Here is a 23,638-nt window from a genome sequence, read left to right as displayed (position 1 = left end):
CTTTGCGAGCCCTTTGGGTAGCGGCATCGTTGTGCCTAGTGGCAGTGGGGATGGTCGTGCCTGTCACGTCGGCGTCCGCGCAGGCGGTCAGGGGTTTGCCTGACTTCACGGACCTGGTGGACCAGGTCGGTCCTTCGGTGGTGAACATCCGCACCCTGGAGAAGGTGAGCACGCGTGCCCCAACAGGGGCGCCGGGCGAAGAGGAAATGCTGGAGTTCTTCCGCCGTTTCGGTCTGCCCATTCCCAATGTGCCACGCCAAGCCCCGCGGCAGAACCGTCCGCAGCAACCAGAAGAGCCACAACCACGTGGTGTGGGTTCCGGATTCATCTTGACCTCGGACGGTCTGATCATGACCAACGCCCATGTGATTGAGGACGCCGACGAGGTACTGGTGACCTTGACCGACAAGCGCGAGTTCAAGGCCCGCATCATTGGCGCAGACAAGCGCACCGATGTGGCGGTCGTGAAGATTGATGCCTCGGGCCTGCCGGCCGTGAAGGTGGGCGATGTGAGCCGCCTGCGCGTGGGGGAGTGGGTCATGGCGATTGGTTCACCCTTTGGCCTGGACAACACCGTGACCGCCGGCATTGTGAGTGCCAAGCAGCGTGATACGGGTGACTACCTGCCTTTCATTCAGACCGATGTGGCGATCAACCCCGGCAACTCGGGCGGCCCGCTGATCAACATGCGTGGTGAGGTGGTGGGCATCAACAGCCAGATCTATTCGCGCTCGGGCGGCTCCATGGGCATTTCGTTCTCCATCCCCATGGATGAAGCGGTGCGGGTCAGTGACCAGTTGCGCAGCAACGGCCGTGTCACACGGGGGCGTATTGGTGTGCAGATTGACCAGGTCAGCAAAGAAGTAGCGGAGTCCATTGGTTTGGGCAAACCCATTGGCGCATTGGTGCGTGGTGTGGAAACCGGTTCTCCCGCAGAAAAGGCGGGGGTAGAGGCCGGCGACATCATTACCAAGTTCGATGGCAAGACGATTGAGAAGTCCAGCGACTTGCCGCGTGTGGTGGGCAGCACCAAGCCAGGTTCCAAAAGCACGGTTACGGTGTTTCGCCGTGGTGCCAGCAAAGACCTGAGTGTGGTGATTGCTGAGGTAGAGGGTGACAAACCCGTGGCCAAGGCTGCAGCCAAAGAAGAGAAGCCACGTGCGTCCACGGCCGCGCAGGCGTTTGGTTTGGCAGTGGCGGATCTGACAGAGGCGCAGAAAAAAGAAGCAAACCTCAAGGGTGGCGTGCGGGTGGAGGCCGCTACGGATGCCGCGGCACGTGCCGGTTTGCGCGAGGGGGATGTGATTGTCCAGGCGGCGAATGCGGAAGTCGGCTCCGTCAAGGAGTTTGAAGCGGCGCTGGGCAAACTGGAGAAGTCTAAACCGCTGAATGTGCTGTTCCGTCGTGGGGAATGGACGCAGTTTGCAGTGATCCGCCCCACCCGTTAAGCCTGCTCCATGACCCTAAACCACAGTTGGGTTTGGGGTTGTTCGCTGGTTTTGCCTCCTTTTTGAGGCGGCCCATTGCTTTCGTGCAAATGTGGGTGGTTGCTAACTTCCAAGGCTTGTTGAAAGCACTGGTTAGAATACGGGGCTTCTACGGAAGTCATTGGATATATGTATGGGCCCAAAGTCCATCATATGGGACGGTGGAAAGAACCCCACAGTTGATCCACAACTCTCCCACATGTTGTCCCATGCTTGTGCTGTAGATTTGTTAATAAGTTGTTGATAAGTATTTTGTTGCAGTGTCGCAACTCCCCCTGAATCAGGTTTTTTGGGCTGTGCTCTCTGGACTTTTTGCCTACAATGGGCTTCCAACCTTCGCAGTTGCCAAAGATTGTTGGTTCAGGGCGCGTCGTCTTACGATGCGCCCTTTTTTCTTGTCTGCTCGTTTTAATTCAATCACTTGAAGCTCGTCGTTGATGAATCACATCAGAAATTTCTCGATCATTGCCCACATTGACCACGGCAAATCCACGCTCGCTGATCGCTTGATCCAGCGTTGCGGAGGGTTGGAGGCGCGTGAGATGGAGGCCCAGGTTTTGGACTCGATGGACATCGAAAAAGAGCGTGGGATAACCATCAAGGCACAGACCGCCGCGCTGCAGTACAAGGCCAAGGATGGACAGGTCTACAACCTCAATTTGATCGACACGCCAGGGCATGTGGACTTCTCGTATGAAGTGAGTCGTTCGCTCTCTGCATGTGAAGGTGCATTGCTCGTGGTCGATGCATCACAAGGGGTGGAGGCGCAGACCGTGGCCAACTGCTACACCGCACTCGACCTTGGTGTGGAAGTGTTGCCGGTGCTTAACAAGATTGACCTGCCCAATGCCGACCCGGACAACGCACGCAGCGAGATCGAGGACGTGATTGGCATTGACGCCACCGAGGCGATTGTCTGCTCCGCCAAAACCGGACTGGGCATCGACGACATTCTCGAAGCCATCGTCGCCAACATCCCGTCGCCCAAGGGCAATCCTGACGGCCCGCTACGCGCCATGATCATCGACAGCTGGTTTGACAGCTACGTAGGTGTGGTGATGCTGGTGCGTGTGGTGGATGGCCGACTGGGCAAGGGTGAACGTATCAAGATGATGGCCTCGGGTGCCACCTACAACGCCGACAACTTGGGTGTGTTCACTCCAGCCAACCAGCCACGCCAGTCGCTGGAAGCGGGCGAGGTGGGTTACATCATTGCTGGCATCAAGGAACTGCAGGCCGCGAAGGTGGGCGACACCGTGACCTTGATCAAGCAGGGCACAGGCGGTGCGGCGTTTACCGCCACCGAAGCCTTGCCGGGCTTCAAGGAAATTCAGCCGCAGGTGTTTGCCGGTCTGTACCCGACCGAAGCCAGCGAGTACGACTCGCTGCGCGATGCGCTGGAAAAACTCAAACTCAACGATGCCTCGTTGCACTACGAGCCTGAAGTGTCACAAGCGCTGGGCTTTGGCTTCCGCTGTGGCTTCCTGGGCTTGCTGCACATGGAAATTGTGCAGGAGCGTCTGGAGCGCGAGTTCGACCAGGACCTGATCACCACCGCGCCCAGCGTGGTCTACGAGGTGATGAAGAACGACGGTGAAGTCATCATGGTGGAGAACCCCTCCAAGATGCCCGAGGTAGGCAAGACGGCCGAGATCCGCGAGCCCATTGTCACCATGCACCTCTACATGCCGCAAGAGTATGTGGGCGTGGTCATGACCTTGGCCAACCAGAAGCGCGGCGTGCAGATGAACATGGCCTACAAGGGCCGCCAGGTCGTGCTGACCTATGAAATGCCGCTGGCCGAAATCGTGCTGGACTTCTTTGACAAACTCAAGAGCGTGAGCCGTGGCTATGCCTCGATGGACTACGACTTCAAGGAATACCGCGCGGCCGACGTTGTGAAGGTCGACATTTTGCTGAACAGTGAGAAGGTGGATGCCCTGTCCATCATGCTGCACCGCAGCCAAAGCCTGTACCGTGGCCGGGCCGTGGTGGGCAAGATGCGCGAGATCATTTCGCGCCAGATGTACGACGTGGCGATCCAGGCCGCCATTGGGGCCAATATTATTGCGCGTGAGACAATCAAAGCGCTGCGCAAGAACGTGTTGGCCAAGTGTTATGGCGGTGATATTTCGCGCAAACGCAAGCTCCTTGAAAAACAAAAAGCAGGTAAGAAGCGCATGAAACAGATCGGATCCGTGGAAGTACCGCAGGAAGCATTTTTGGCCATTTTGCAGGTGGAAGATTGATGCAAGCTTTGACGGCAGCCGTTCTCGCGGCGTTTGGGCTCTACGCGGGCTCCTGGTACTTTGGCTTGGTAGACGGCAACTTCGCCCTGTTGTTGTTTTTGGCCACGGTGGTCACTGGCCTGTATTGGCTGGCGGAGCGTTTCTACTTTTTGCCGCAGCGCCAGCAGGCGGTGGCGGTGCTAGAGGCCAATGACCTCCAGCGCCGTGCCGAACTCAGCAAAATGGGCATTGCCCAGGTGGACGGTGATATCAGCGAAGCCAAGGTCAAGCTGCTGATGCAGCCCTGGTGGCTGGATTGGACCGCGGGTTTGTTCCCGGTCATCATTGTGGTGTTTTTGTTGCGTTCGTTTTTGTTCGAACCCTTCAAGATTCCCTCGGGTTCGATGATCCCTACGCTGCTGGTGGGGGACCTGATTTTGGTGAACAAGTTCACCTACGGCGTTCGCCTGCCGGTGCTCAACATCAAGGTCACCGAAGGCAACAAGCCCCAGCGTGGGGATGTGATGGTGTTCCGTTACCCCCCCAAGCCTAGGCTGGACTACATCAAACGGGTGGTCGGCGTGCCGGGTGATACGGTGGCCTACCTGAACAAACGCCTCACCATCAATGGCAAAGCGGTGGAAACCACTGCTTTGCCAGAGTTCTTCGACGAAGACGCCATGCGGTACTTCAAGCAATTTGAAGAAACTTTTGGCGACAAGAAACACCGCGTCCTCAATGACACGGACCGCCCGGCCTTTGTACCCGGTGCGGACAAGTTCGACGGCTACGAGGCTTGCAGTTACACCGTGGAAGGCGTGACCTGCAAAGTGCCTGAGGGCCACTATTTCATGATGGGTGACAATCGCGATAATTCACTGGATTCGCGCTACTGGGGCTTTGTGCCGGATAAGAACATTGTGGGCAAGGCATTTTTTGTCTGGATGAACTTTGGCAACCTCAAGCGCATCGGCGGATTCAATTGACGTTTCAACGCAAACCATGGGGTAGGGATAAAAAATGACAGTACAAACTAAATCCAAACAACGCGGCATTTCCTTCATCGGCCTGATTTTTGTCGGTGGTGTGTTGGCTATGGCTGGCGTGGTGGCCGCGCAGGTGTTTCCCACCGTGCTCGAATTCATGGCCGTGCAAAAAGCAGTGCAGCGCGCGGCGGCAGGCCAGTCGGTGGTGGAAGTGCGCTCCCTCTTTGACAAGCAAACGGAAGTGGATGCCATCAGCTCCATCACCGGTAAAGACCTGGAAGTGGGTAAACAGGGCGACAAGGTGGTGGTGAAGTTTGCCTACCAGCGCGAGATCCATCTTGTGGGCCCCGCGTTTCTGACGCTCAAATACACCGGGCAATCCAAATAACGTGGCAGATGGTTTAACCGCGTTGCAGCAGCGCCTGCAACACCAGTTTTCGAACGTTTCCCTGCTGTCGCGGGCACTGACCCACCGCAGCTTTTCGGCTGACCACTACGAGCGCCTGGAGTTTCTGGGTGACTCGGTCTTGGGGTTGGCCATCTCCGATTTGCTCTACGCCCGTTTGGGCGCACTACCAGAGGGGGACTTGTCCCGGGTGCGCGCCAACCTGGTCAAACAAGACACGTTGCACCAGCTTGCCTTGGGTTTGGGGCTGCCTGATGTCCTCAAGTTGGGCGAGGGCGAAATGCGCTCGGGTGGACCCAAGCGCGCCTCCATCCTGGCCGATACCCTCGAAGCCATCATTGGCGCGGTCTACTTGGACGCCGGGTTTGCCAAGGCCCAAGCGCTGGTGCATCGGCTGTTTGAGGCGGTCGAGATCAATCCGCAAATGGAGGCCATTGGCAAGGACCCCAAAACCGAGTTGCAGGAGTGGCTGCAGGGTCGCAAAATGAAGTTGCCGGTGTACACCGTGGTGGGCACCCTGGGCGCGGCCCACAAACAAAGCTTTGATGTGGAATGCGAGATCCCCGAACTCCGCCTGTCCGAGCGCGGTATTGGCGGATCACGCCGAGCCGGAGAACAGGCCGCCGCGGCGGCCATGCTGCAAACCATCAAGTCAAAGGTCAAACCATGAATGCTCCTAAAAAAATAGCTGCTGGCGCAGAATCCACGGAGGCTAAGGGCCAAAAAGACTCCAAACCCGAAGTCCAAGAAGACCTGGACGCCATGCTGCAGGGCCTGCTCAAGAGCACGCCCAAGTTGGCCCTCCCTGGTGCCGACGGTGCTGGTCAGCGTTGTGGCCTGGTGGCCATTGTGGGCAAACCCAACGTGGGCAAGTCCACGCTGTTGAACGCCTTGGTGGGCCAGAAGATCAGCATCACCTCGCGCAAGGCGCAAACCACGCGCCACCGGATTACCGGTATGCACACCCTGGGCAACACCCAGTTTGTGTTTGTGGATACGCCGGGTTTTCAGACCCTGCATGCCAATGCGCTTAACAAGTCATTGAACAAAGCCGTGCAAGGTGCCGTGGCCGATGTAGATTTGATTTTGTTTGTGGTGGAGGCCGGCAGCTTTACGCCCGCCGATGCGCGTGTGCTGACCTTGCTGGGCAAAGACATTCCCACACTGTTGATCGCCAACAAGCTGGACAACATCCACCGCCGTGGCGACATTGCGCCTTGGTTGCAAACCATGACCGACAAACACGCGTTTGCCGAGTTTGTACCCATGTCGGCCAAGAATGCCAAAGACATTCCCCGCTTGCTCACGATTTGCGAGAAGTACCTGCCCGAGCAGGCATGGTGGTACGCCGAAGACGAACTGACCGACCGCAGCGAGAAGTTTCTGGCCAGTGAGCTGGTGCGCGAAAAACTGTTCCGCCTCACCGGGGATGAGCTGCCTTACACCTCCACCGTCATCATTGACAAGTTTGAAGAAGAGCCACCGCAGAAGAAGGGCCAAAAACGCCTGCTGCGCATCGCAGCCACCATCGTGGTGGAACGCGACACGCACAAAGCTATGGTGATTGGCGATAAGGGCGAGCGCATCAAGCGCATTGGCATGGAAACCCGTGTGGAGCTGGAAAAGCTGGCTGACGCCAAAGTCTTTTTGGAGATGTGGGTGAAGGTGCGCTCTGGCTGGGCCGACGACGAAGCGCGGGTGCGCAGCTTTGGCTATGAATGAGCACACCCCCCGGCTTGCTTGCTTCGCGTAGCCGCTTTCCCCCTTGCTGGGGGCAACGCCTACAGCCCGGCAAAGCCGGTTCTGTGGCGTTTGCTGGATTCAAGTCACGCTAACCGATGGCAACCAAACGAATTTCTGACGAGCCCGCGTATGTGCTGCACCGCTACGACTGGAGCGAGTCCAGCCTGATTCTGGAAGTGTTCACCCGCCACTATGGGCGCATTGCGCTGGTGGCCAAGGGGGCGAAGAAACCCAGTTCCAGCTTTCGCCCCATTTTGCTGCCGTTACAGCCGCTGCATGTGGCCTACGGGGGCGATGCCGAGATCCGCACCCTGCGCAGTGCCGAATGGCAGGGTGGTCATGTCATGCCCACGGGCGATGCGCTGCTCTCGGGTTATTACCTCAATGAACTGCTGCTGACCTTGTTGGCGCGTGACGACCCGCATGCGGTGCTGTTCGATGTCTATGCCAATGTGGTGCAAATCATTGCCAGTGAACATGGCGAGGTGTTGCAAGGTGCGCTGCGCACCTTCGAGTTGCTGTTGTTGCGTGAGGTGGGTTTTTTGCCCCGGCTGGATGTACAGACCATGACTCTGGGGGCGCTGCATGCCGACGACCACTACGTGCTGGTGCCCGAAGGCGGGCTGCGCCAAGCCCATGCCGAGGACCGTGCCAGCCTGACAGGCGCACAGTGGCTGCGCCTGCAGGCGGCTTTGCACGACGATGCCCCTTTCACCACCACCCTGCGTGCCTGTGCCGAAATGATGGCCGCCCTCAAACCCCAGCTGCGCGCGTTGCTGCACTACCATTGCGGCGTCAAGACGCTGCGTACGCGGCAGATGATGATCGACATTCAGGCTCTGTAGCTAGGCTCCCGACTATGAAAACCCATCTTTCAGTCAACCTCAACAAGGTCGCGCTGGTGCGCAACACCCGCCACCTGGGCATCCCCAGCGTCACGCGCGCGGCCACGTTGTGCCTACAAGCCGGCGCGGCAGGCATTACCGTGCACCCACGGCCTGACGCGCGCCACATCCGCCCGCAGGACGTGCTGGACCTGGCCGAGTTGCTGAAGGCCTGGCCGGACCGTGAATACAACGTGGAGGGCAATCCCTTTCACAACCTCATGGACTGCGTGCGCGACCTGCGCCAGCGCGGCTTGCCGGTGCACCAGGTGACCTTTGTGCCGGACTCTGAGGGCCAGTTCACCAGCGACCATGGCTGGGTGTTTCCGGACGATGCCGCGCGCCTGCAACCCTTGATTGACGACGCCCATGCGCTGGGCCTGCGCGTGAGCCTGTTCATGGACGCGGACCCAGCTGCCATGGCCGCCGCCAAAGCCGTGAGGGCTGATCGCATTGAGCTCTACACCGAGCCCTATGCGGCTGCCTGGGGCACGGCAGAGCAGGGCGCGCAACTCGCGCGGTTTGCTGCTGCGGCACAGGCTGCACTGGATGTGGGACTGGGCGTCAATGCCGGCCACGACCTGAACCGCGACAACCTGGCTGCGTTTGCGCAGCAGGTGCCGGGGCTGCAAGAGGTCTCGATTGGCCACGCGCTGATTGCCGACGCGTTGGAGCTGGGCTACGACGCCACCGTCAAGGCCTATCTGGACTGCCTGTGATCTACGGCATAGGCACCGATATTTGTGATGTGCGTCGCATCCGCGCCAGCCTGGACAAGCATGGTGACCGCTTTGCGGCCAAGGTGCTGAGCGACGCCGAATTCAAAACATGGAAAGCGCGCAGCGCCCGTTGGCCGGAGCGTGGTGTGCGTTACTTAGCCACCCGCTTTAGCGCCAAAGAGGCCTTCAGCAAAGCAATTGGGCTGGGCATGCGCATGCCCATGACCTGGAAGCTTTGCGAGATTGCCAATGAGCGCAGCGGCAAACCCACCATCGTGCTGCACGGTGGGCTCAAAGACTGGTTTGAGGCCCGGGCGTTGACGGTACACGTGACTGTGACCGACGAAACCGACTACGCGGTCAGCTTTTGCGTGGTGGAAACCACGTCCGAGCGCACTGGTTAGAGCTTGCCGTACTGGGTGCCGCCTATCATGATGCCGCCATCCAGCGGCGCCAAGTCTGACTGGTATTCCAGATCGCCCACATGCACTGCGGGCAGGGTGGCGCCGCGTTGCAGCGCTTCCATAAACGCGGCTTGCTCTTCCACCGAAATGGCCTGGTAGCCCGCCCGTGACAGCTTGCTGCCGGGGCGTTGGTCCTGGTGGTCCTGTCCCATGGGGGCAAAGTCGCCACTGCGTGCCGGGTCACTGGCACGCGCATGGCGTTCAAACTGCTCTTCGGTTTCGCTTACGCGCCAGTAGATGCCATCAATCAGGATGCCAAAGCGCTTGTAGGTGTTGATGCGCATGCTTTGCTCCATCGCTGCAAAACTTTTGGTTTTGCTGTTGGCGCCGGTTACAAAGGACTTGGCCACATCAATCATGGCAATGAAGCGGTGGTGCCGCTCATCCACCGGCATAACCTTGAAGCGGTACATATGGGACACCACTTCCATGGACAGAAACGTTTCGCGGATCGACTGGTACAGGCGCTCGCGCCGGTACGCCATGCGCTCTTCCAGCTCCATGCGCCGCACGACAGGTTCTTCGAGCAACACGGCCTGAATTGGTGTGCTGCGTTCACGTTTTTTGAGGAATCCAAACACGGTTGGGGGCGTTTCCAGGGCTGCGGTGGTTGGGGCGGTGCACAAGGCGCCGCAAGTGGGAATGAGTCTATCAGCAGCTTTTGGGGCAACCTGTAACAAATTGGTGCGGGGCGCGTTGCACCCCAGGCCTCATGCGCACTCCTTTTCGTCTGCTTTGGGCATCAAAAATGCCACTGGCGCCCATAGAATATGCGCAAGCAGCTCCTAAATACATAGCAATTCAAAGCGCACACCATGACCTTCCACGCCCCCCTCATCATCGACATCGCCGGCACCAGCCTCACCAAGCAGGACCGCCAGCGCCTCAAACACCCGCTGGTGGGCGGCATGATTTTGTTTGCCCGCAACTGGCAGAACCGTGAGCAGCTCACCGCCCTGTGTCGCGATATCAAGAAGGTGCGTGCCGACCTGCTGATTTGTGTGGACCACGAAGGCGGGCGGGTGCAGCGTTTCAAGACCGATGGGTTTACGCATCTGCCTGCCATGCGCAGCCTGGGCGAGACCTGGCTGCGTGAACCAGCGGGCACGGTGTCGGCCAAAAAAGCCGGTCCGCTGGACGCCACCAACGCGGCCACGGCCACCGGTTATGTGCTGGGTGCCGAGCTGCGTGCCTGTGGCGTGGACCTGAGCTTCACCCCGGTGCTGGACCTGGACTATGGCGAAAGCAGCGTGATTGGCGACCGTGCCTTTGCCCGCGACCCGCGCGTGGTCAGCCTGCTAGCCAAGAGCCTGATGCATGGCCTGCAGAAAAGCGGCATGGCCAACTGTGGCAAACACTTCCCGGGTCACGGTTTTGTGAAGGCCGACTCGCACACCGAGATCCCGGTGGACAAACGCAGCCTCAAGGCCATCCTGGCGGACGATGCCGCCCCCTACCGCTGGCTCAACACCGTGACCAGCAGCGTGATGCCCGCCCACGTGATCTACCCCAAGGTGGATGCACGCCCGGCGGGCTTCTCCAGCATGTGGCTCAACAACATCCTGCGTGCCCAGTTGGGCTTCACCGGTGCCATCTTCAGCGACGACCTTTCCATGGCCGGTGCGCGCCTGATTGACGGCCAACAAGTGAGTTACACCGAGGCCGCTGTGGTCGCGCTGAATGCGGGCTGCGACTTGGTGCTGCTGTGCAACCAGTCCCTGCCCAGCGCCGAAGGCGGTGGCAAAGCGGTAGATGAATTGATTGAAGGGCTGACCGAAGCCCAACTGAAAGGTCAGTGGCAGGCGCTGGAAGCCAGTGAAGCCCGTCGCCGTGCCCTGCTGCCCAGCACACCTGCGTTGGCCTGGGATGAGCTGATGGTGCACCCCGACTACATGCAGGCGCTGGACTGGATTGCCTGAAACACTTGCGCCAGCCCTGATGCGCCCCATAGTGGTGTGGGGGCTGGTGTTTGCTGCGGTGTGTGCCACTGCCCAGGGGCTGGAGACTGCAGGCATGGCCTTGCAGTTTCAGCGTATGGCATGGGCGCAGGGGGCTTGGTGGCAGTTGCTTACCGCCCAGTGGGTGCACTTGGGTTGGGGGCACTGGCTGGGCAATGTGCTCGCATTTGTAGTTCTGTGGGGGGCGCTGCGATCTTCCCTGTCTGTGCGGAGTCTCTTGGTGGTGCATGCCGGCGGGTTGGTGGGTGTGGCTGCCGTGCTGCTCTGGGACGCGCAATGCCAGTACTACGCGGGTTCCTCGGGAGCCCTGCACGGCGTTTGGGCTGGCGGGGCCGCGTTGCTGTTGTTGCGCGGGCCCCGCAGTTGGGGCGCTGCCTGCGGTGTCCTGCTCGTGCTCAAGCTGCTGCTTCCCTGGTGGTTTGGCGGGGCGCTGCCAGACCCCGGCTTCCCGGTGTACCACCCCGCCCATTGGGCGGGGGCGCTGGGTGGTTTAGCGACTGCCTTGGCCTTGGCTGGTGTGTCGCCTCAGTCCCCACGCCGCAGCCAGCAAGGTCACTAGCCCGCCCAGCTCCAGCCAGCCGAAAGAACCGCCACCACCTCCGCCACCGCCGCTGCTGGAGGTCGCGGGGTACAAGGCTGCGTTCACCGCAGCGTCAGCATCCAGCAGGCCCGCACCGCAGCTGTTAACGGTGTTGTATTTGCCAACGCAGTAGGTGCCAGCAGGAAAGGCTCTTGCTGAACTCGTCAAAGCAATACTCACCTGATCCGGTGTGATGCCCGGCACGGCTTGCATGATCAGCGCCACAACTCCTGCCACATGTGGTACTGCCATGCTGGTGCCTGACTTGGTCGCGTAGGTATCGGCTAACGGCGTTGTTGTACCTGTATTGCTGGTGGATTGAATGATGGTGCCCGGTGCACTTATCGTGGTGCCAAGTCCAATATTGGCCGTGAGTGAACTTGCTCCGGAGCCGGTGTGAGCGGTTACGGCGATGACCCCACTGCAGTTGGCCGGAGCGTATAGCGTGTCGTAAGAGGAGCCATTGCCAGTAGCGGCCAGCACCACGGTGCCCGCGTTGCGTGCCGCAGTGATGGCCGACTGGTAGGTGGTTCCGCACACCCCAGTGCCACCTAAACTCAGATTGATCACGCGTGCGGGTGTTGTATTGTTCGGAACTCCCGCAACCGCCAGACCTGCAGCCCAACGAATTCCGTCGGCGATATCCGACACATAACCGCCGCACACACCCAGCACGCGCACCGGCAGTATTTTGGCGCCATAGGCCGCGCCGATCACGCCCAAGCCATTATTCCCCAGCGCCGCAATGGTGCCCGCCACATGCGTGCCGTGCCAAGACGAATCGGCTATTGGGCAGCCGACGCTGGCAGTGGAATTCCAGTTGCCTGGATCCAGTGCGTCGTTGTCCCGGCTGTTGCCGTCATTGGCTGTGGTGTAAACGCCTATATTGTCTTGGCTAACGAAGTCGTAGCCAGGCAACACATTGCTCCCAAGGTCTGCATGTGATCGGTAACCACCATCCAAGACGGCAACCACCACGCCAGCACCATTCAAAGCCACACCAGAGGCCGTTCGGTCCCATGCTGCACTGAAGTTCGCGCCACCCAAGTTACCAGCCCCTCCGGGTTTCATGCTCGACTGGTCGGTCGCAAACAAAGGGTCCGTGGGTGTCATTTGTGGATAAGCGCGCTCGTCGATTTCGGCATATTCGACACTGGGATCTTGGGCCAGACGCTGTACCAGGGCATTCATGGTTGTACGGTCCATAGCCTCGCTGGTGAGTGCAACCTGTGCTTGGCTGGCAGTGGTTTTCAGGAAGTTCAATGCGATGTTCACCCCCTCCCGGGTTTGCATGGCGTGGGCGGCACCCAATTCCAGCAGACGCTGCTCGCTGGTTCTGTCACTGACAGACAGCTCTTTGCCGCGGGTTGCAGGCTGGTCCTTGAACTTGACCACCAACCGGTTGAGCAGTGGTTCTGCAGACCCCTGTGAATTGGCTTGGGGAGTTGCGCGGGAGTCGGGGCTGCGGCTGGCGGGGTCTAAGTAAAGCTGTCCTAGTGCGGTGAAAGACACCATGCCTAAGGCCAGTGATGCGCTGATTGTCAGAAATTTGAACTTCATGGAGATTGTTCGGAAGCTTTTTGATCGAGTTCTACCATCCGAATGCCTGGAGCAGCACGTAGTCCTTGCAGCACTTCATTACCAGAGAGAGTGCTTGGGGCTGTGAATTGGTAGAGATGGGTGTCTGTGGAGAGACTTCTGAGGTAGAGGACCTCATTGGCCTTACTTTGCGCAGCCAGCGTTCGCAAAATGTTGGTGTTCTGTGCTGTAACCACGCTGGAGAATTGGATGATGATCCGGTGCGATACCTGCTCGCTGGTTGTTTCTGCAGTGGATGCTGGGCGTGCAGATAACACTGGTGGTGCCGATGACGTACAGCCTGTAATCAATAGTGCCGGTCCAAGGGCCAATAAGGTGGTATGTAACCGCGCGAATTGGGCGGAAATCGGGTGCATGGTGGGCACGGTTTATGGCGACCGGTGCAGCCTCGGTGCCGACAGCGCCACAATTTGATCCGCCGTGGCTTCATCCACCAGCCGATTTTTGCTGAGCAGGCCCTTGGTGGTGAGCAGGCTGCGCAATTGCTGCAGGTCTTTCACGGTAGGTGCTACCTTGATTTGCGCCAGGGCGGCTTGGCTGTTGCCTCCCTGGATCAAGGTGGCCACTTTGGTGGCCCATACGCTTTGGCGATTCATGGTGTGTTCGACTCCCTTTTTTTGAATATGGGCAACATTTTGGCACACGGGGTATGTCCATACGGTGCAAATAGCTATCAAAATGATAGCGATTGGTGGATGTGAACGGCCAATGGGGCCGTGCACATCCGTTACCATTGCCGCTCCAAATTCAGGGAGTGCGGCGTGATGGGTTATCAAGGCGTTGGGAGGCTGCGTAGCGCAGTGTTGCTGGGCTTGGTGTGCTGTGCTTGCCAAGGGGCTTGGGCCCAAGAGGTGCGCAGTGGCACGCTCAAGAGCGTGCAGGGCAACGTGCAGGTGGGCAAAGGTGAGGTATTGCGCCCCGCGGCACCGGGCGGCGGGGTGGCTGAAGCTGAGCGCATTGTGACCGGACCCCAGGGCTCTGCGATGCTCCTCTTACGTGACGGCACGCAGATCACCATTGGTCCCAATTCTCAAGTGGACATAACCCGTTTCCAGTTCGATGCCACCACCCAGACCGGTAGCCTGACCGTGCAAGTGCTGCTGGGCACCATCCGCATGGTGACTGGCTTGCTTGGCAAGTTGCAACCCGACAATGTGAAGGTGCAAACACCCTCGTCCACGGTGAGCGTACGCGGCACCGATTTCATTGTGGAGGTGCCATGATGCGCGCGCCGATGTTTCCCCGCATGCGGGTACCCGTGCTGCTGGCGTTTTTGGTGTCCATCCTCTCGGCCTGTACACCGCTTAGCCGCGTGACCCTGTTGCCCGAAGCCGATGGGCGCGCCACGGCAGTGCTGGTGCAAGGCACAGCTGGTGGCAGCCAACGGCTGGACCAGCCCTATGCCGTGGCTGCCGTGCAACGCTCGGGCGCGGTGGACCGCGCCCAGACCACGGCCGATGACGTGCAAAAACGCCACGGCGCCTTGCTGGCGCTCCAGCCACCGGGTGTACAACGTTTTGTACTGCAGTTTGAGCCGGGCACGGCCACGCTCACGCCCGAGTCGCAGGCGCAGCTTCCCGGCATCCTGGTGCAGGCGCGCGCACTGCCAGGTGGTGAGCTGGTGGTGGTGGGCCATACCGATCGCACGGGATCGCCGCAGGCGAATGACATTTTGTCGCTGCAACGCGCGCAAGCGGTGCGTGAGTTGTTGCTGGCGCAGGGCTTCCAACCCGAGTTGGTGGAGGCTGTGGGCCGTGGCGAACGCGAGCCCGTGGTACCCACCGAGCCCAATGTGGACGAGCCGCGCAACCGCCGCGCGGAAATCATCCTTCGCTAATTTCTCTGTCCAGCTAGGCCATGGCCAAACTTTCTTTGTCCGATCTGGGTGGCTTGGTGTACTCCACTGAGGTGGGCCGCACCTGCCCGGTGTGCCGCCAGGCCATCACTGCCTGCACCTGCAACGCCCCCAAGCGCCCGGTGGGCGATGGCGTGGTGCGCGTCTCGCGTGAAACCAAGGGCCGCGCTGGCAAGGGGGTGACCCTGGTGCGTGGCGTGCCGCTGGATGACGCGGAACTGGTGGTACTGGGCAAGCAGCTGAAGGCTGCCTGCGGCTCGGGCGGCACGGTGAAAGACGGCGTGATTGAAGTGCAGGGCGACCATGTGGAGCGCGTCATGCAGCTGCTGCAGGCGCAGGGGCACAAGGTCAAACGGGCGGGGGGCTGAGATGCAGCCAGAGGATTTACAAAAACTGGTGGAGCGTGCCATGCCCTTTGGCAAGTACGAAGGCCGCCTGATTGCCGACCTGCCGGGCGACTACCTGAACTGGTTTGCGCGCGAGGGCTTTCCCAAGAGCGAGATTGGCCGGCTGTTGCAGTTGATGCATGAGATCGACCACAATGGGCTGAGCGACTTGCTCACGCCGTTGCGTAAGCCATGCTAACTGCTAAGGCAGCGGCACGTCACGCAAGGTGCCGGGTGCCAGGTCTTCCAGCGTGTAGGGTCCAATGGCCGCGCGAATCAAGCGCAGGGTGGGGTAGCCCACCGCCGCGGTCATGCGGCGCACCTGGCGATTGCGCCCTTCACGGATCCCCAACTCTAGCCAGCGCGTGGGAATAGACTGGCGAAAGCGCACCGGCGGGTCGCGCTCCCAGAGTGCTTCGGGCTTTGCGATCAATTGCGCACGGGCGGGCAGCGTGAGGCCGTCGTTGAGCTGCACACCTTGGCGCAGCGCCACCAGGGCCGCGTCATCGGGTTCGCCTTCCACCTGCACCCAGTAGGTCTTCTCCATTTTGTAGCGCGGGTCGCTGATGCGGGCCTGCAGCTTGCCGTCGTTGGTGAGCAGCAGCAGGCCTTCACTGTCAGCGTCCAGCCGGCCCGCCACATAGATCCCCGGGATGTCGATGAAGTCCTTGAGCCCGCGCCAGCGCCCTTCGGGCGTGAACTGACTCAGCACCCCGTAGGGTTTGTTGAAGCAGATCAGGCGGGAGTCGGTTGGTGCAACCATGGCAAAGGCTCAGTCAGCGGTGGCAGTGGCCCACAAGCGCTCACCCGTAGCCTCCAGGTGCGTAAGGTAGATGCGCACCTCAAACTCCAGCTGGTGGTAGCTCGGCTCCATGTGGGTGCAGAGCTTGTAGAAGGCCTTGTCGTGCTCGCGCTCGCGCAGGTGGGCCAGCTCGTGCACCACAATCATTTTCAGGAAAGGCTCAGGTGTGTCTTTGAACAGGCTGGCCACCCGGATCTCGCGTTTGCTTTTGAGCTTGCTGCCCTGCACGCGCGACACGGTGGTGTGCGTGCCTAGCGCGTTCTTCACCACATGCAGCTTGCTGTCAAAGGCGACCTTGCTCAGCGGCTCGGTGCTGCGCAGGTAGTCAGACTTGAGGTCCTGCACATAGTCGTACAACACCTTGTCGGTCCGCACACCGTGGGCTTGCGGGTAGCGCTGGGTCAACCAGCTGCCTACGCGGCCATCAATCAGCATGCGTTGCACCTGGTCCAGCGCCTCTGCGGGGTAGCCGTTCAGGTAGCGCAGCGTGGGAGTTGCTACCATTTTCATAGCTGCTCGCGCAGATTCTGCGGGGGCTGGGTGCCGATTTGGCTTCAAACCTGAATCAAACCTCGCGGCGCAGGGCCGGGAACAGGATCACGTCGCGGATGCTGGCGCTGTCGGTCAGCAGCATCATCAAGCGGTCAATGCCGATGCCGCAGCCGCCGGTGGGGGGCATGCCGTATTCCAGCGCGCGCACAAAGTCGTGGTCGTAGAACATGGCTTCATCGTCGCCGCTGTCCTTGGCGGCCACCTGCGCGTTGAAGCGCGCGGCCTGGTCTTCGGCGTCGTTCAGTTCGCTAAAGCCGTTGCCGAATTCGCGGCCCGTGATGTAGAGCTCAAAACGCTCGGTCACTTCGGGGCGGTCGTCGTTGGCGCGGGCCAAGGGCGAGATTTCGGTGGGGTGCTCCATGATGAAGGTGGGGTTCCACAGCTTCTCTTCCACCGTCTCTTCAAAATACAGCACCTGCAGGCTGGCCAGCGTGCGGCCGGCGAGTTTGTTCTTGGCTTCGTTCAGGCCCAGCTTCTTCAGCGCGTTCGTCAGCCACTCGGCGTTCTCCACGTTGTCACCCGCTTCGGTGTACTTGCGGATGGCTTCCACAATCGTCAGGCGCTCGAAGGGCTTGCTCAGGTCCACGGGCTTGTCGGCGTAGGTGAGTTGCAGCGAACCCGTGGCGCGCTGCGCCGCATCGCGGATCAGCTTCTCGGTGTAGTCCATCAGGTCCTGGTAGTTCCAGTACGCTGCGTAGAACTCCATCATGGTGAACTCGGGGTTGTGGCGCACCGAGATGCCTTCGTTGCGGTAGCTGCGGTTGATCTCGAACACGCGGTCAAAGCCGCCGACGATCAGGCGCTTGAGGTACAGCTCAGGCGCGATGCGCAGGAACATTTCCTGGTCCAGCGCGTTGTGGTGCGTCTTGAAGGGCTTGGCGTTCGCTCCACCGGGAATGGGGTGCAGCATGGGCGTTTCCACTTCCAGGAAGTTGTGGCCCACCATGAACTCGCGCAGCGCGCTCACGGCCTTGCTGCGTGCCACAAAGCGCTTGCGGGTCTCCACGTCGGTCATCAGGTCCACATAGCGCTGGCGGTATTTCACTTCCTGGTCGGCCATGCCGTGGAACTTGTCCGGCATGGGGCGTAGGCTCTTGGTCAACAGGCGGATGCTGGTGGCGTGGATGGACAGCTCGCCGGTCTTGGTCTTGAACAGCGTGCCTTCGGCGGCCACGATGTCACCCAAATCCCAATGCTTGAACGCAGCGTACAGCTCCAGACCCACGTCTTCACCGCGCAAATACAGCTGGATGCGGCCCCCACTGGGGCCGAAAGACGCGTCCTGCAGCGTGCAGAAGCTGGCCTTGCCCATGACGCGTTTGAGCATCATGCGGCCGGCGACCTTGGCCGTGGTCCCCAGGGCCACCAGCTCTTCGGCCGTCTTCTCGTTGTAGGCCTCAAACAGCTCCGCGGCCTTGTTCTCTGGCTGAAAGTCGTTGGGGAAGGCCACGCCCTTGCCCTCGGCCTGCTGCTGGCGCAAGGCCTTGAGTTTTTCGCGGCGCTCCAGGATCAACTGGTTTTCGTCTTGCGGGGCGGGAGCAGCTTGGTTTTGGTCAGACATGGGGTGGTAGGTGTACGGTGGCAGAACCAGCCAAGCCGTGGGGCTTTGGCCGTAACCCTCCATTGTAAGAGGGGTGGCTGCCGCTATGATGCGCGGGCACTGCCCCCATCTCGCCATGCTCTACCAAATCATTTCCCTGTTGCTCGAAGTTGCCGCTGGCCTGCTCACCAGCACCTGCCTGCTGCGCCTGTACATGCAGCACCAGCGCATTCCCCTGTCCGCGCGTTCCGGCAACCCATTGGGGCGTTTTGTGTTTGCGCTGACCGACTGGCTGGTGCTGCCGCTGCGCCGTGTGTTGCCCGCCATGGGGCGTTGGGACACGGCCAGCCTGGTGGGTGCGTTTTTGATCCAACTGGCACAGTTTTCCATCCTGTGGCTGCTCAACGGCCTGGGCGCCAGTCTGGTGTCCGTACTGGTGCTGGCGCTGTTTGGCGTGGTGCGCATGGCGCTGTCGGGCATGACGGCGCTGGTGCTGGTCTACGCCATCCTGTCGTGGGTGCAAACCCAGTCGTATTTGGCTGATTTGCTGGACCGTTTGGTGCAGCCGCCCTTGACTCCCATCCGCCGCGTGTTGCCGCTGGTGGGGGGCGTTGATTTGTCACCGCTGGTGCTGCTGGTGCTGATCCAGATCGCGCTGATCGTGCTGGGCTCGCTGCAGGCCATGGTGCTGGTGGCCACGGCAGGTTAAACCCTCCCGGTACCAAGCAAAAGAGGCCCGTTTGGGCCTCTTTCTCTTTGGAGCGTCGGTTGGGTTCAGATCACCGCATCGGCCGGCTGGCGTTGCAGCATGGCCAGTGTGTCGGCCACGGTTTTGCGCAGTTCGCGGCGGTCGCAAATGAAATCGATCGCACCCTTGGTCTGCAAAAACTCCGCACGCTGAAAGCCTTCGGGCAGCGTCACACGCACGGTGGATTCGATCACGCGTGGGCCGGCAAAACCGATCAGCGCCTTGGGTTCGGCAATCACCACATCGCCCAGGAAGGCAAAGCCGGCGCTGACGCCACCCATGGTGGGGTCGGTCAACACGCTGATATAAGGCAGGCCCTTCTTGGCCAAGCGAGTCAACGCAGCATTGGTCTTGGCCATTTGCATGAGCGAGAGCAGGCCTTCTTGCATACGCGCACCGCCGGTGGCGGTAAAGCATAGGAAGGGCACTTTTTGCTCGATGGCAGTTTCCACGCCACGCACAAAACGCTCGCCCACTACGGAGCCCATCGATCCGCCCATGAATTCAAATTCAAAACACGCGGCTACCAGGCTGATGCCGTGTACCGCGCCACCCATGACGATCAGCGCATCGGTCTCGCCGGTGTTTTCCAGCGCCTCTTTCAAGCGTTCGGGGTATTTGCGGCTGTCCTTGAACTTGAGGGCATCCACCGGCAGGACTTCCTGGCCGATTTCGAAGCGGCCTTCGTTGTCCAAAAACGCATTCAGGCGCGCGCGGGCGCCAATGCGGTGGTGGTGGCTGCAGCTGGGGCACACGTTTTGGTTTTGCTCCAGATCGGTCTTGTAGAGCACGGTTTCGCAGCTGGGGCACTTGATCCACAGGCCTTCCGGCACGCTGCGGCGGTCCGCAGGATCGGTTTGCTGAATCTTCGGGGGTAGCAGTTTTTCCAGCCAGCTCATCGTCAGGTCTCCTTGCAATGCCCAATCGGGCGTCCAACCAACAGGGGGCGATTATCCGCGAAACCGCCCCCGGTGCTTTTTAGGGCTTAGCCTTGGTCCATCGCCGTGCGGATCTCGCGCAGGAAGGACTGGGCCGTGGCGCCCACCTGGTCGCGCGGCTGGTCTTCCAGTAGCTGGATGATCTTGCTGCCAATCACCACGGCGTCCGACACCTTGGCAATCGTCTGGGCCGTGGCCGCGTCCCGAATGCCAAAGCCCACGCCCACCGGTGTGCTGATGTGCTGGCGGATGCGGGGCAGCATGGCCTCCACCGCGCCCACATCGAGCGCGCCCGAGCCGGTCACGCCCTTGAGCGACACGTAATACACGTAACCGCTGGCCACGCGCGCCACCTGGGCCATGCGTTCATCAGTGCTCGTGGGGGCCAGCAAAAAGATCAGGTCCATGCCATGCGCGCGCAGGTCGGCGGCAAAAGCCTCACACTCCTCAGGCGGGTAGTCGACGATCAGCACGCCGTCCACGCCAGCCTCTGCCGCGTCCTTGACGAACGGGTTGCTGGTGCCAGGCTTGGCGTGTTTCTGGTCGTAGCGTTCCACCGGGTTGGCGTAGCCCATGAGCACCACGGGTGTGGTGCTATTGGTCTTGCGGAACTCGCGCACCATGGCCAGCACCTGCACCAGGCCAATGCCAAAGGCCAGAGCCTTGTCACCGGCCTTCTGGATGACGGGGCCGTCGGCGCTCGGATCGGAGAAGGGCACGCCCAGCTCGATCACGTCGGCGCCGCCCGCCACCATGGTGTGCATGAGTTCGGGGGTCACGTCGGCATAGGGGTAGCCTGCGGTGACGAAGGGAATAAGCGCCTTGCGGCCCTGGGCACGCAGCGCGTCGAACGTTGTGGCAATGCGGCTCATGCTGCACCTCCGCTCTTCACCAATTGCACTGGCTGCTCGCCACCCTTCACGGACTGCCCCTTGCAACTGGGTCGGCAGTAAAAATCAGCGTTACTCAGGTCAGCCACCGTGCCGATGTCTTTGTCGCCGCGTCCGGATAGGTTCACCAGAATGCTTTGGTCGGTGCGCATAGTTTTGGCCAGCTTCATGGCGTAAGCCACCGCGTGGCTGGACTCCAGCGCGGGGATGATGCCCTCGGTGCGGCACAGGTAGTGGAAGGCGTCCAGCGCTTCCTGGTCGGTGATGCCCACGTACTCGGCACGGCCGATATCAGATAGGAAGGCGTGCTCCGGGCCGACGCCGGGGTAATCCAAGCCCGCGCTGACGCTGTGGGTTTCTGTGACCTGGCCGTTGTCATCCTGCAGCACATAGGTGCGGTTGCCGTGCAACACACCTGGGCTGCCTTTTTGAATGGATGCCGAGTGCTTGCCACTTTCCAGACCCTCACCAGCCGCTTCCACGCCGATCAAGCGGGTTTTATCGTGCTGGATGTAAGGGTAGAAGATGCCCATGGCATTGCTGCCGCCGCCCACGCAGGCAATCACTGCATCGGGCTGCTCGGTCTTACAGCCAGCCGTCGCCAGCATTTCCGGCATCTGCACCAGGCATTCGTTGCCGATCACGCTTTGGAAATCCCGCACCATCATCGGATACGGGTGCGGACCGGCCACGGTGCCGATGATGTAGAAGGTGTTATCCACATTGGCAACCCAGTCGCGCATCGCCTCGTTAAGCGCATCCTTCAGCGTTTTACTGCCACTCTCTACTGGTACGACCGTCGCGCCCAAGAGTTTCATCCGGTAGACGTTGGGGCTCTGGCGTTTGACGTCTTCGCTGCCCATGTAGACCACGCATTCCAGGCCGTAGCGCGCGCAGATGGTGGCGGTGGCCACGCCGTGCTGGCCTGCACCGGTTTCGGCAATCACGCGCGGCTTGCCCATGCGTTTGGCGAGCATGGCCTGGCCGATGGTGTTGTTGACCTTGTGCGCGCCGGTGTGGTTCAAGTCTTCGCGCTTCAAAAAGATTTGTGCGCCACCCATCTCCCGGCTCATGCGGGCCGCGTGGTAGACCGGAGACGGGCGGCCGACAAAGTGAGCCAGTTCAGACTGGAATTCGGCAATGAATTCCGGGTCGTGCTGGTACTTGGCGTAGGCGTCTTTGAGTTCGTTGATCGCGTGGGTCAGCGTCTCAGAGACAAAGCTGCCGCCGTATTTGCCAAAGTGACCTTTGGCGTCGGGTTGTTGGTAGTCGTACATGGTGTCAATCCAATTTCAGAACACCGTTCGGGCTCGGTTGGTCGAAGCCCAGGGCCCTTCGACAAGCGCAGGGCGAACGGATGGGTTTAGGAGAGTTGGTCCGCTGCGCGCACGGCTGCAACGAACTGAAAAATCTTCTCGGGGTCTTTGATGCCCTTGAGGGGCTTGCCCTGAGCGTCGACGGCTTCCACGCCGGAGCTCACGTCCACAGCCAACGTTTTACAGCGCGGCCGTACCGACGTGATGCCATCGCCCACGTTTGCACTGGTGAGTCCACCACTCAAGACGAGGTGAGCGTTGACGCTTGGAGGAAGAAGTGACCAATTGAATGTTTTGCCACCACCACCGTAGCCGTCCACATGGGCGTCTAACAAAATGGCTTGGGCGTTCGAATAATCGTGGGCGTATTTTACGAGGTCAAAGGCCTGCGCGTCATCCCCCAGCGGAATACGTGCCGCACGCAAGTAGGGGCGGGCGCCGTTGCCCGTCGCATCCAGGCAGTCCTGCGGGCTCTCATCACCATGAAATTGGGCTGTAGCCCCCGCAATCATTGCGCAAGCAGCTATCACTTCTGTAGCGCCTGCATTGACGAACAACAAGACGGGGGTGATGAAGGGTGGCAGGCGCTTGGCCAGCTCGGCGGCGCGCTGCGGTGTCACGGCGCGCGCGCTCTTGGGGTACAGCACAAAACCGATGGCGTCTGCCCCTGCGGCGACGGCGGCATCGACGTCTTGCTCGCGAGTCAGGCCGCAGATTTTGATACGGGTTCTATGGAGCGTGGGAGTAGACGTCATGGCAACGCATCATACGCAGCCGTGCGGTCAGGGATGCCCCATTTGGCGTCGTAGCGTGGGCCCAGGAAATACAGGCCGTCGGGCGAGAAGGTGGGTGCCGCAGCGTTGCGGTCACGTGCAGCCAGCACCTCGGCCATCCATTCAGGCGGTTTCTTGCCTTGGCCAATTTGCACCAGGCAACCCATGATGTTGCGGATCATGTGGTGCAAAAACGCATTGGCTTCAAATTCGATGCGCCAGTAAGCCCCGCGCTTGTGCAGGCTGATCTCCAGCAGGTTTTTCACCGGACTGAGTGCCTGGCATTGCGAGGCGCGGAAGGAGGTGAAGTCGTGTTCGCCCAGCAAAATGTCAGCCGCCTGGCGCATCGCGTTGTGGTCCAGGGCACCAAAGGTCCAGCCTACGCGGCCAAACTCCACGCTGGGGCGGATGGTGGATTCCAGCAGCACATAGGCATAGCGGCGCGATGTCGCACAGGCGCGGCAATGGAATGCATCGGGGGTTTTGATCGCCCACTGCACGGCAATGTCGCGCGGCAAATTGGCGTTGGTGCCACGCACCCACGCGTAAGTGTCGCGGTCCAGTTCGGTGTCAAAGTGCACCACCTGCATGAGGCCGTGCACGCCAGCATCGGTGCGGCCGGCGCACAAGGTAGAAACGCGCTGGGCAGTGAACTTGCCCAGCGCGGTTTCTAGTTTGTCTTGGATAGTGAGGCCAGAGCGCTGGCTTTGCCAGCCCTGGTAGGCCCCACCGTTGTAGCTAACGCCTAACGCAATGCGCACAAGCTCTGGATCCTGCGATGTGC

General features: G+C 60.6%; 28 protein-coding genes. 16 read left to right on the top strand and 12 right to left on the bottom strand.

All coding sequences use genetic code 11. The features are described 5' to 3' along the window. The first annotated feature begins 50 nt into the window (after positions 1-50). The 9 genes from C5F53_RS03485 to acpS all read left to right on the top strand — a co-directional run bounded on the left by C5F53_RS03485 (position 51) and on the right by acpS (position 8,857). Entirely contained in the window at positions 51-1,448 is a 1,398-nt protein-coding gene (locus C5F53_RS03485; protein WP_236635191.1) for a Do family serine endopeptidase, read from the top strand. Between the two features lie 476 nt (positions 1,449-1,924). Then, on the top strand, positions 1,925-3,736 hold the full coding sequence (gene lepA, locus C5F53_RS03480) for a translation elongation factor 4 (RefSeq protein ID WP_105259913.1): 1,812 nt from the start codon (positions 1,925-1,927) through the stop codon (positions 3,734-3,736). After that, positions 3,736-4,701 (top strand): signal peptidase I, encoded by a 966-nt coding sequence (gene lepB / locus C5F53_RS03475; protein ID WP_105259912.1) that lies wholly within the window; start codon positions 3,736-3,738, stop codon positions 4,699-4,701. Before lepA ends, lepB begins: the two co-directional genes overlap by 1 nt. Positions 4,702-4,735: 34 nt before the next feature. After that, entirely contained in the window at positions 4,736-5,089 is a 354-nt protein-coding gene (locus tag C5F53_RS03470) for a DUF4845 domain-containing protein (RefSeq protein WP_105259911.1), read from the top strand. 1 nt (position 5,090) lies between these two features. Then, complete coding sequence (gene rnc, locus C5F53_RS03465) at positions 5,091-5,777, top strand: ribonuclease III (protein ID WP_105259910.1); 687 nt, start codon at positions 5,091-5,093, stop codon at positions 5,775-5,777. 92 nt (positions 5,778-5,869) lie between these two features. Then, positions 5,870-6,829: a GTPase Era gene (gene era / locus C5F53_RS03460; RefSeq protein WP_236635232.1), complete on the top strand. Its 960-nt coding sequence runs from the start codon at positions 5,870-5,872 to the stop codon at positions 6,827-6,829. Between the two features lie 116 nt (positions 6,830-6,945). After that, positions 6,946-7,695 carry a DNA repair protein RecO gene (gene recO, locus C5F53_RS03455; RefSeq protein ID WP_105259908.1) on the top strand — a complete coding sequence of 250 codons (750 nt, stop codon included), beginning with the start codon at positions 6,946-6,948 and terminating at the stop codon, positions 7,693-7,695. A gap of 14 nt (positions 7,696-7,709) precedes the next feature. After that, positions 7,710-8,453: a pyridoxine 5'-phosphate synthase gene (locus tag C5F53_RS03450; RefSeq protein ID WP_105259907.1), complete on the top strand. Its 744-nt coding sequence runs from the start codon at positions 7,710-7,712 to the stop codon at positions 8,451-8,453. Further along, positions 8,450-8,857, top strand: a complete 408-nt coding sequence (acpS, locus tag C5F53_RS03445; protein ID WP_105259906.1) for a holo-ACP synthase — start codon at positions 8,450-8,452, stop codon at positions 8,855-8,857. The genes C5F53_RS03450 and acpS overlap by 4 nt, the downstream gene beginning before the upstream one ends. Here the strand turns inward: acpS and C5F53_RS03440 are convergent. Beyond that, a complete protein-coding gene (locus tag C5F53_RS03440; RefSeq protein WP_146097282.1) occupies positions 8,854-9,498 on the bottom strand; it encodes a hypothetical protein in 645 nt (214 codons plus the stop codon). The genes acpS and C5F53_RS03440 overlap by 4 nt on opposite strands. A gap of 234 nt (positions 9,499-9,732) precedes the next feature. Between C5F53_RS03440 and nagZ the strand changes: the two genes are divergently transcribed. Continuing rightward, positions 9,733-10,836: a beta-N-acetylhexosaminidase gene (gene nagZ, locus C5F53_RS03435; RefSeq protein ID WP_105259904.1), complete on the top strand. Its 1,104-nt coding sequence runs from the start codon at positions 9,733-9,735 to the stop codon at positions 10,834-10,836. Continuing rightward, positions 10,829-11,434 carry a rhombosortase gene (gene rrtA / locus C5F53_RS03430; RefSeq protein ID WP_146097281.1) on the top strand — a complete coding sequence of 202 codons (606 nt, stop codon included), beginning with the start codon at positions 10,829-10,831 and terminating at the stop codon, positions 11,432-11,434. Before nagZ ends, rrtA begins: the two co-directional genes overlap by 8 nt. Here rrtA and C5F53_RS03425 read toward each other — a convergent pair. From C5F53_RS03425 to C5F53_RS03420, 3 genes are read right to left on the bottom strand one after another with little or no spacing between them, the layout of a single operon-like run. Continuing rightward, positions 11,366-13,015: a S8 family peptidase gene (locus tag C5F53_RS03425; protein WP_105259902.1), complete on the bottom strand. Its 1,650-nt coding sequence runs from the start codon at positions 13,013-13,015 to the stop codon at positions 11,366-11,368. The genes rrtA and C5F53_RS03425 overlap by 69 nt on opposite strands. After that, positions 13,012-13,410 carry a hypothetical protein gene (locus C5F53_RS20045; RefSeq protein ID WP_146097280.1) on the bottom strand — a complete coding sequence of 133 codons (399 nt, stop codon included), beginning with the start codon at positions 13,408-13,410 and terminating at the stop codon, positions 13,012-13,014. The genes C5F53_RS03425 and C5F53_RS20045 overlap by 4 nt, the downstream gene beginning before the upstream one ends. A 12-nt stretch (positions 13,411-13,422) precedes the next feature. Beyond that, positions 13,423-13,650: a hypothetical protein gene (locus C5F53_RS03420; protein WP_105259901.1), complete on the bottom strand. Its 228-nt coding sequence runs from the start codon at positions 13,648-13,650 to the stop codon at positions 13,423-13,425. A 120-nt stretch (positions 13,651-13,770) separates the two neighbouring features. Between C5F53_RS03420 and C5F53_RS03415 the strand changes: the two genes are divergently transcribed. The 4 genes from C5F53_RS03415 to C5F53_RS03400 are packed head-to-tail and all read left to right on the top strand — an operon-like array spanning position 13,771 to position 15,494. Next, positions 13,771-14,277, top strand: coding sequence for a FecR domain-containing protein (locus C5F53_RS03415; RefSeq protein ID WP_146097279.1), 507 nt, complete (start codon positions 13,771-13,773; stop codon positions 14,275-14,277). Beyond that, positions 14,277-14,891: an OmpA family protein gene (locus tag C5F53_RS03410; protein WP_161499878.1), complete on the top strand. Its 615-nt coding sequence runs from the start codon at positions 14,277-14,279 to the stop codon at positions 14,889-14,891. The genes C5F53_RS03415 and C5F53_RS03410 overlap by 1 nt, the downstream gene beginning before the upstream one ends. Positions 14,892-14,911: 20 nt before the next feature. Next, positions 14,912-15,277, top strand: a complete 366-nt coding sequence (locus C5F53_RS03405; RefSeq protein WP_105259898.1) for a translation initiation factor Sui1 — start codon at positions 14,912-14,914, stop codon at positions 15,275-15,277. A gap of 1 nt (position 15,278) precedes the next feature. Then, positions 15,279-15,494, top strand: coding sequence for a DUF3820 family protein (locus tag C5F53_RS03400; RefSeq protein WP_105259897.1), 216 nt, complete (start codon positions 15,279-15,281; stop codon positions 15,492-15,494). A gap of 3 nt (positions 15,495-15,497) precedes the next feature. Here C5F53_RS03400 and C5F53_RS03395 read toward each other — a convergent pair whose 3' ends face one another. The 3 genes from C5F53_RS03395 to lysS are packed head-to-tail and all read right to left on the bottom strand — an operon-like array spanning position 15,498 to position 18,210. Beyond that, the gene (locus C5F53_RS03395) at positions 15,498-16,058 is read right to left on the bottom strand and encodes a pseudouridine synthase (protein WP_105259896.1); all 561 of its coding nucleotides are present in this window, start codon (positions 16,056-16,058) and stop codon (positions 15,498-15,500) included. Between the two features lie 9 nt (positions 16,059-16,067). Then, positions 16,068-16,607, bottom strand: coding sequence for a YgjP-like metallopeptidase domain-containing protein (locus tag C5F53_RS03390; RefSeq protein ID WP_105259895.1), 540 nt, complete (start codon positions 16,605-16,607; stop codon positions 16,068-16,070). A gap of 55 nt (positions 16,608-16,662) precedes the next feature. Continuing rightward, positions 16,663-18,210 carry a lysine--tRNA ligase gene (lysS, locus tag C5F53_RS03385; protein WP_105260388.1) on the bottom strand — a complete coding sequence of 516 codons (1,548 nt, stop codon included), beginning with the start codon at positions 18,208-18,210 and terminating at the stop codon, positions 16,663-16,665. 115 nt (positions 18,211-18,325) lie between these two features. Here lysS and C5F53_RS03380 point away from each other — a divergent pair, with 115 nt between their 5' ends. Next, positions 18,326-18,898 (top strand): YggT family protein, encoded by a 573-nt coding sequence (locus C5F53_RS03380; protein WP_105259894.1) that lies wholly within the window; start codon positions 18,326-18,328, stop codon positions 18,896-18,898. Positions 18,899-18,963: 65 nt separating this feature from the next. Here the strand turns inward: C5F53_RS03380 and accD are convergent, their stop codons facing one another. The 5 genes from accD to truA all read right to left on the bottom strand — a co-directional run bounded on the left by accD (position 18,964) and on the right by truA (position 23,615). Beyond that, a complete protein-coding gene (gene accD / locus C5F53_RS03375; protein WP_105259893.1) occupies positions 18,964-19,836 on the bottom strand; it encodes an acetyl-CoA carboxylase, carboxyltransferase subunit beta in 873 nt (290 codons plus the stop codon). 86 nt (positions 19,837-19,922) lie between these two features. Beyond that, entirely contained in the window at positions 19,923-20,747 is an 825-nt protein-coding gene (gene trpA, locus C5F53_RS03370) for a tryptophan synthase subunit alpha (RefSeq protein WP_105259892.1), read from the bottom strand. Then, positions 20,744-22,042, bottom strand: a complete 1,299-nt coding sequence (trpB, locus tag C5F53_RS03365) for a tryptophan synthase subunit beta (RefSeq protein ID WP_105259891.1) — start codon at positions 22,040-22,042, stop codon at positions 20,744-20,746. The genes trpA and trpB overlap by 4 nt, the downstream gene beginning before the upstream one ends. A gap of 86 nt (positions 22,043-22,128) precedes the next feature. Next, positions 22,129-22,836 carry a phosphoribosylanthranilate isomerase gene (locus tag C5F53_RS03360; protein WP_105259890.1) on the bottom strand — a complete coding sequence of 236 codons (708 nt, stop codon included), beginning with the start codon at positions 22,834-22,836 and terminating at the stop codon, positions 22,129-22,131. Further along, positions 22,833-23,615, bottom strand: a complete 783-nt coding sequence (gene truA / locus C5F53_RS03355) for a tRNA pseudouridine(38-40) synthase TruA (protein WP_105259889.1) — start codon at positions 23,613-23,615, stop codon at positions 22,833-22,835. Before truA ends, C5F53_RS03360 begins: the two co-directional genes overlap by 4 nt. Positions 23,616-23,638 lie beyond the last annotated feature (23 nt).

This window comes from Rhodoferax sp. TS-BS-61-7, from assembly GCF_002943465.1.
Taxonomy (GTDB): domain Bacteria; phylum Pseudomonadota; class Gammaproteobacteria; order Burkholderiales; family Burkholderiaceae_C; genus Allorhodoferax.
This window is presented reverse-complemented; position numbering and strand designations above follow the sequence as displayed.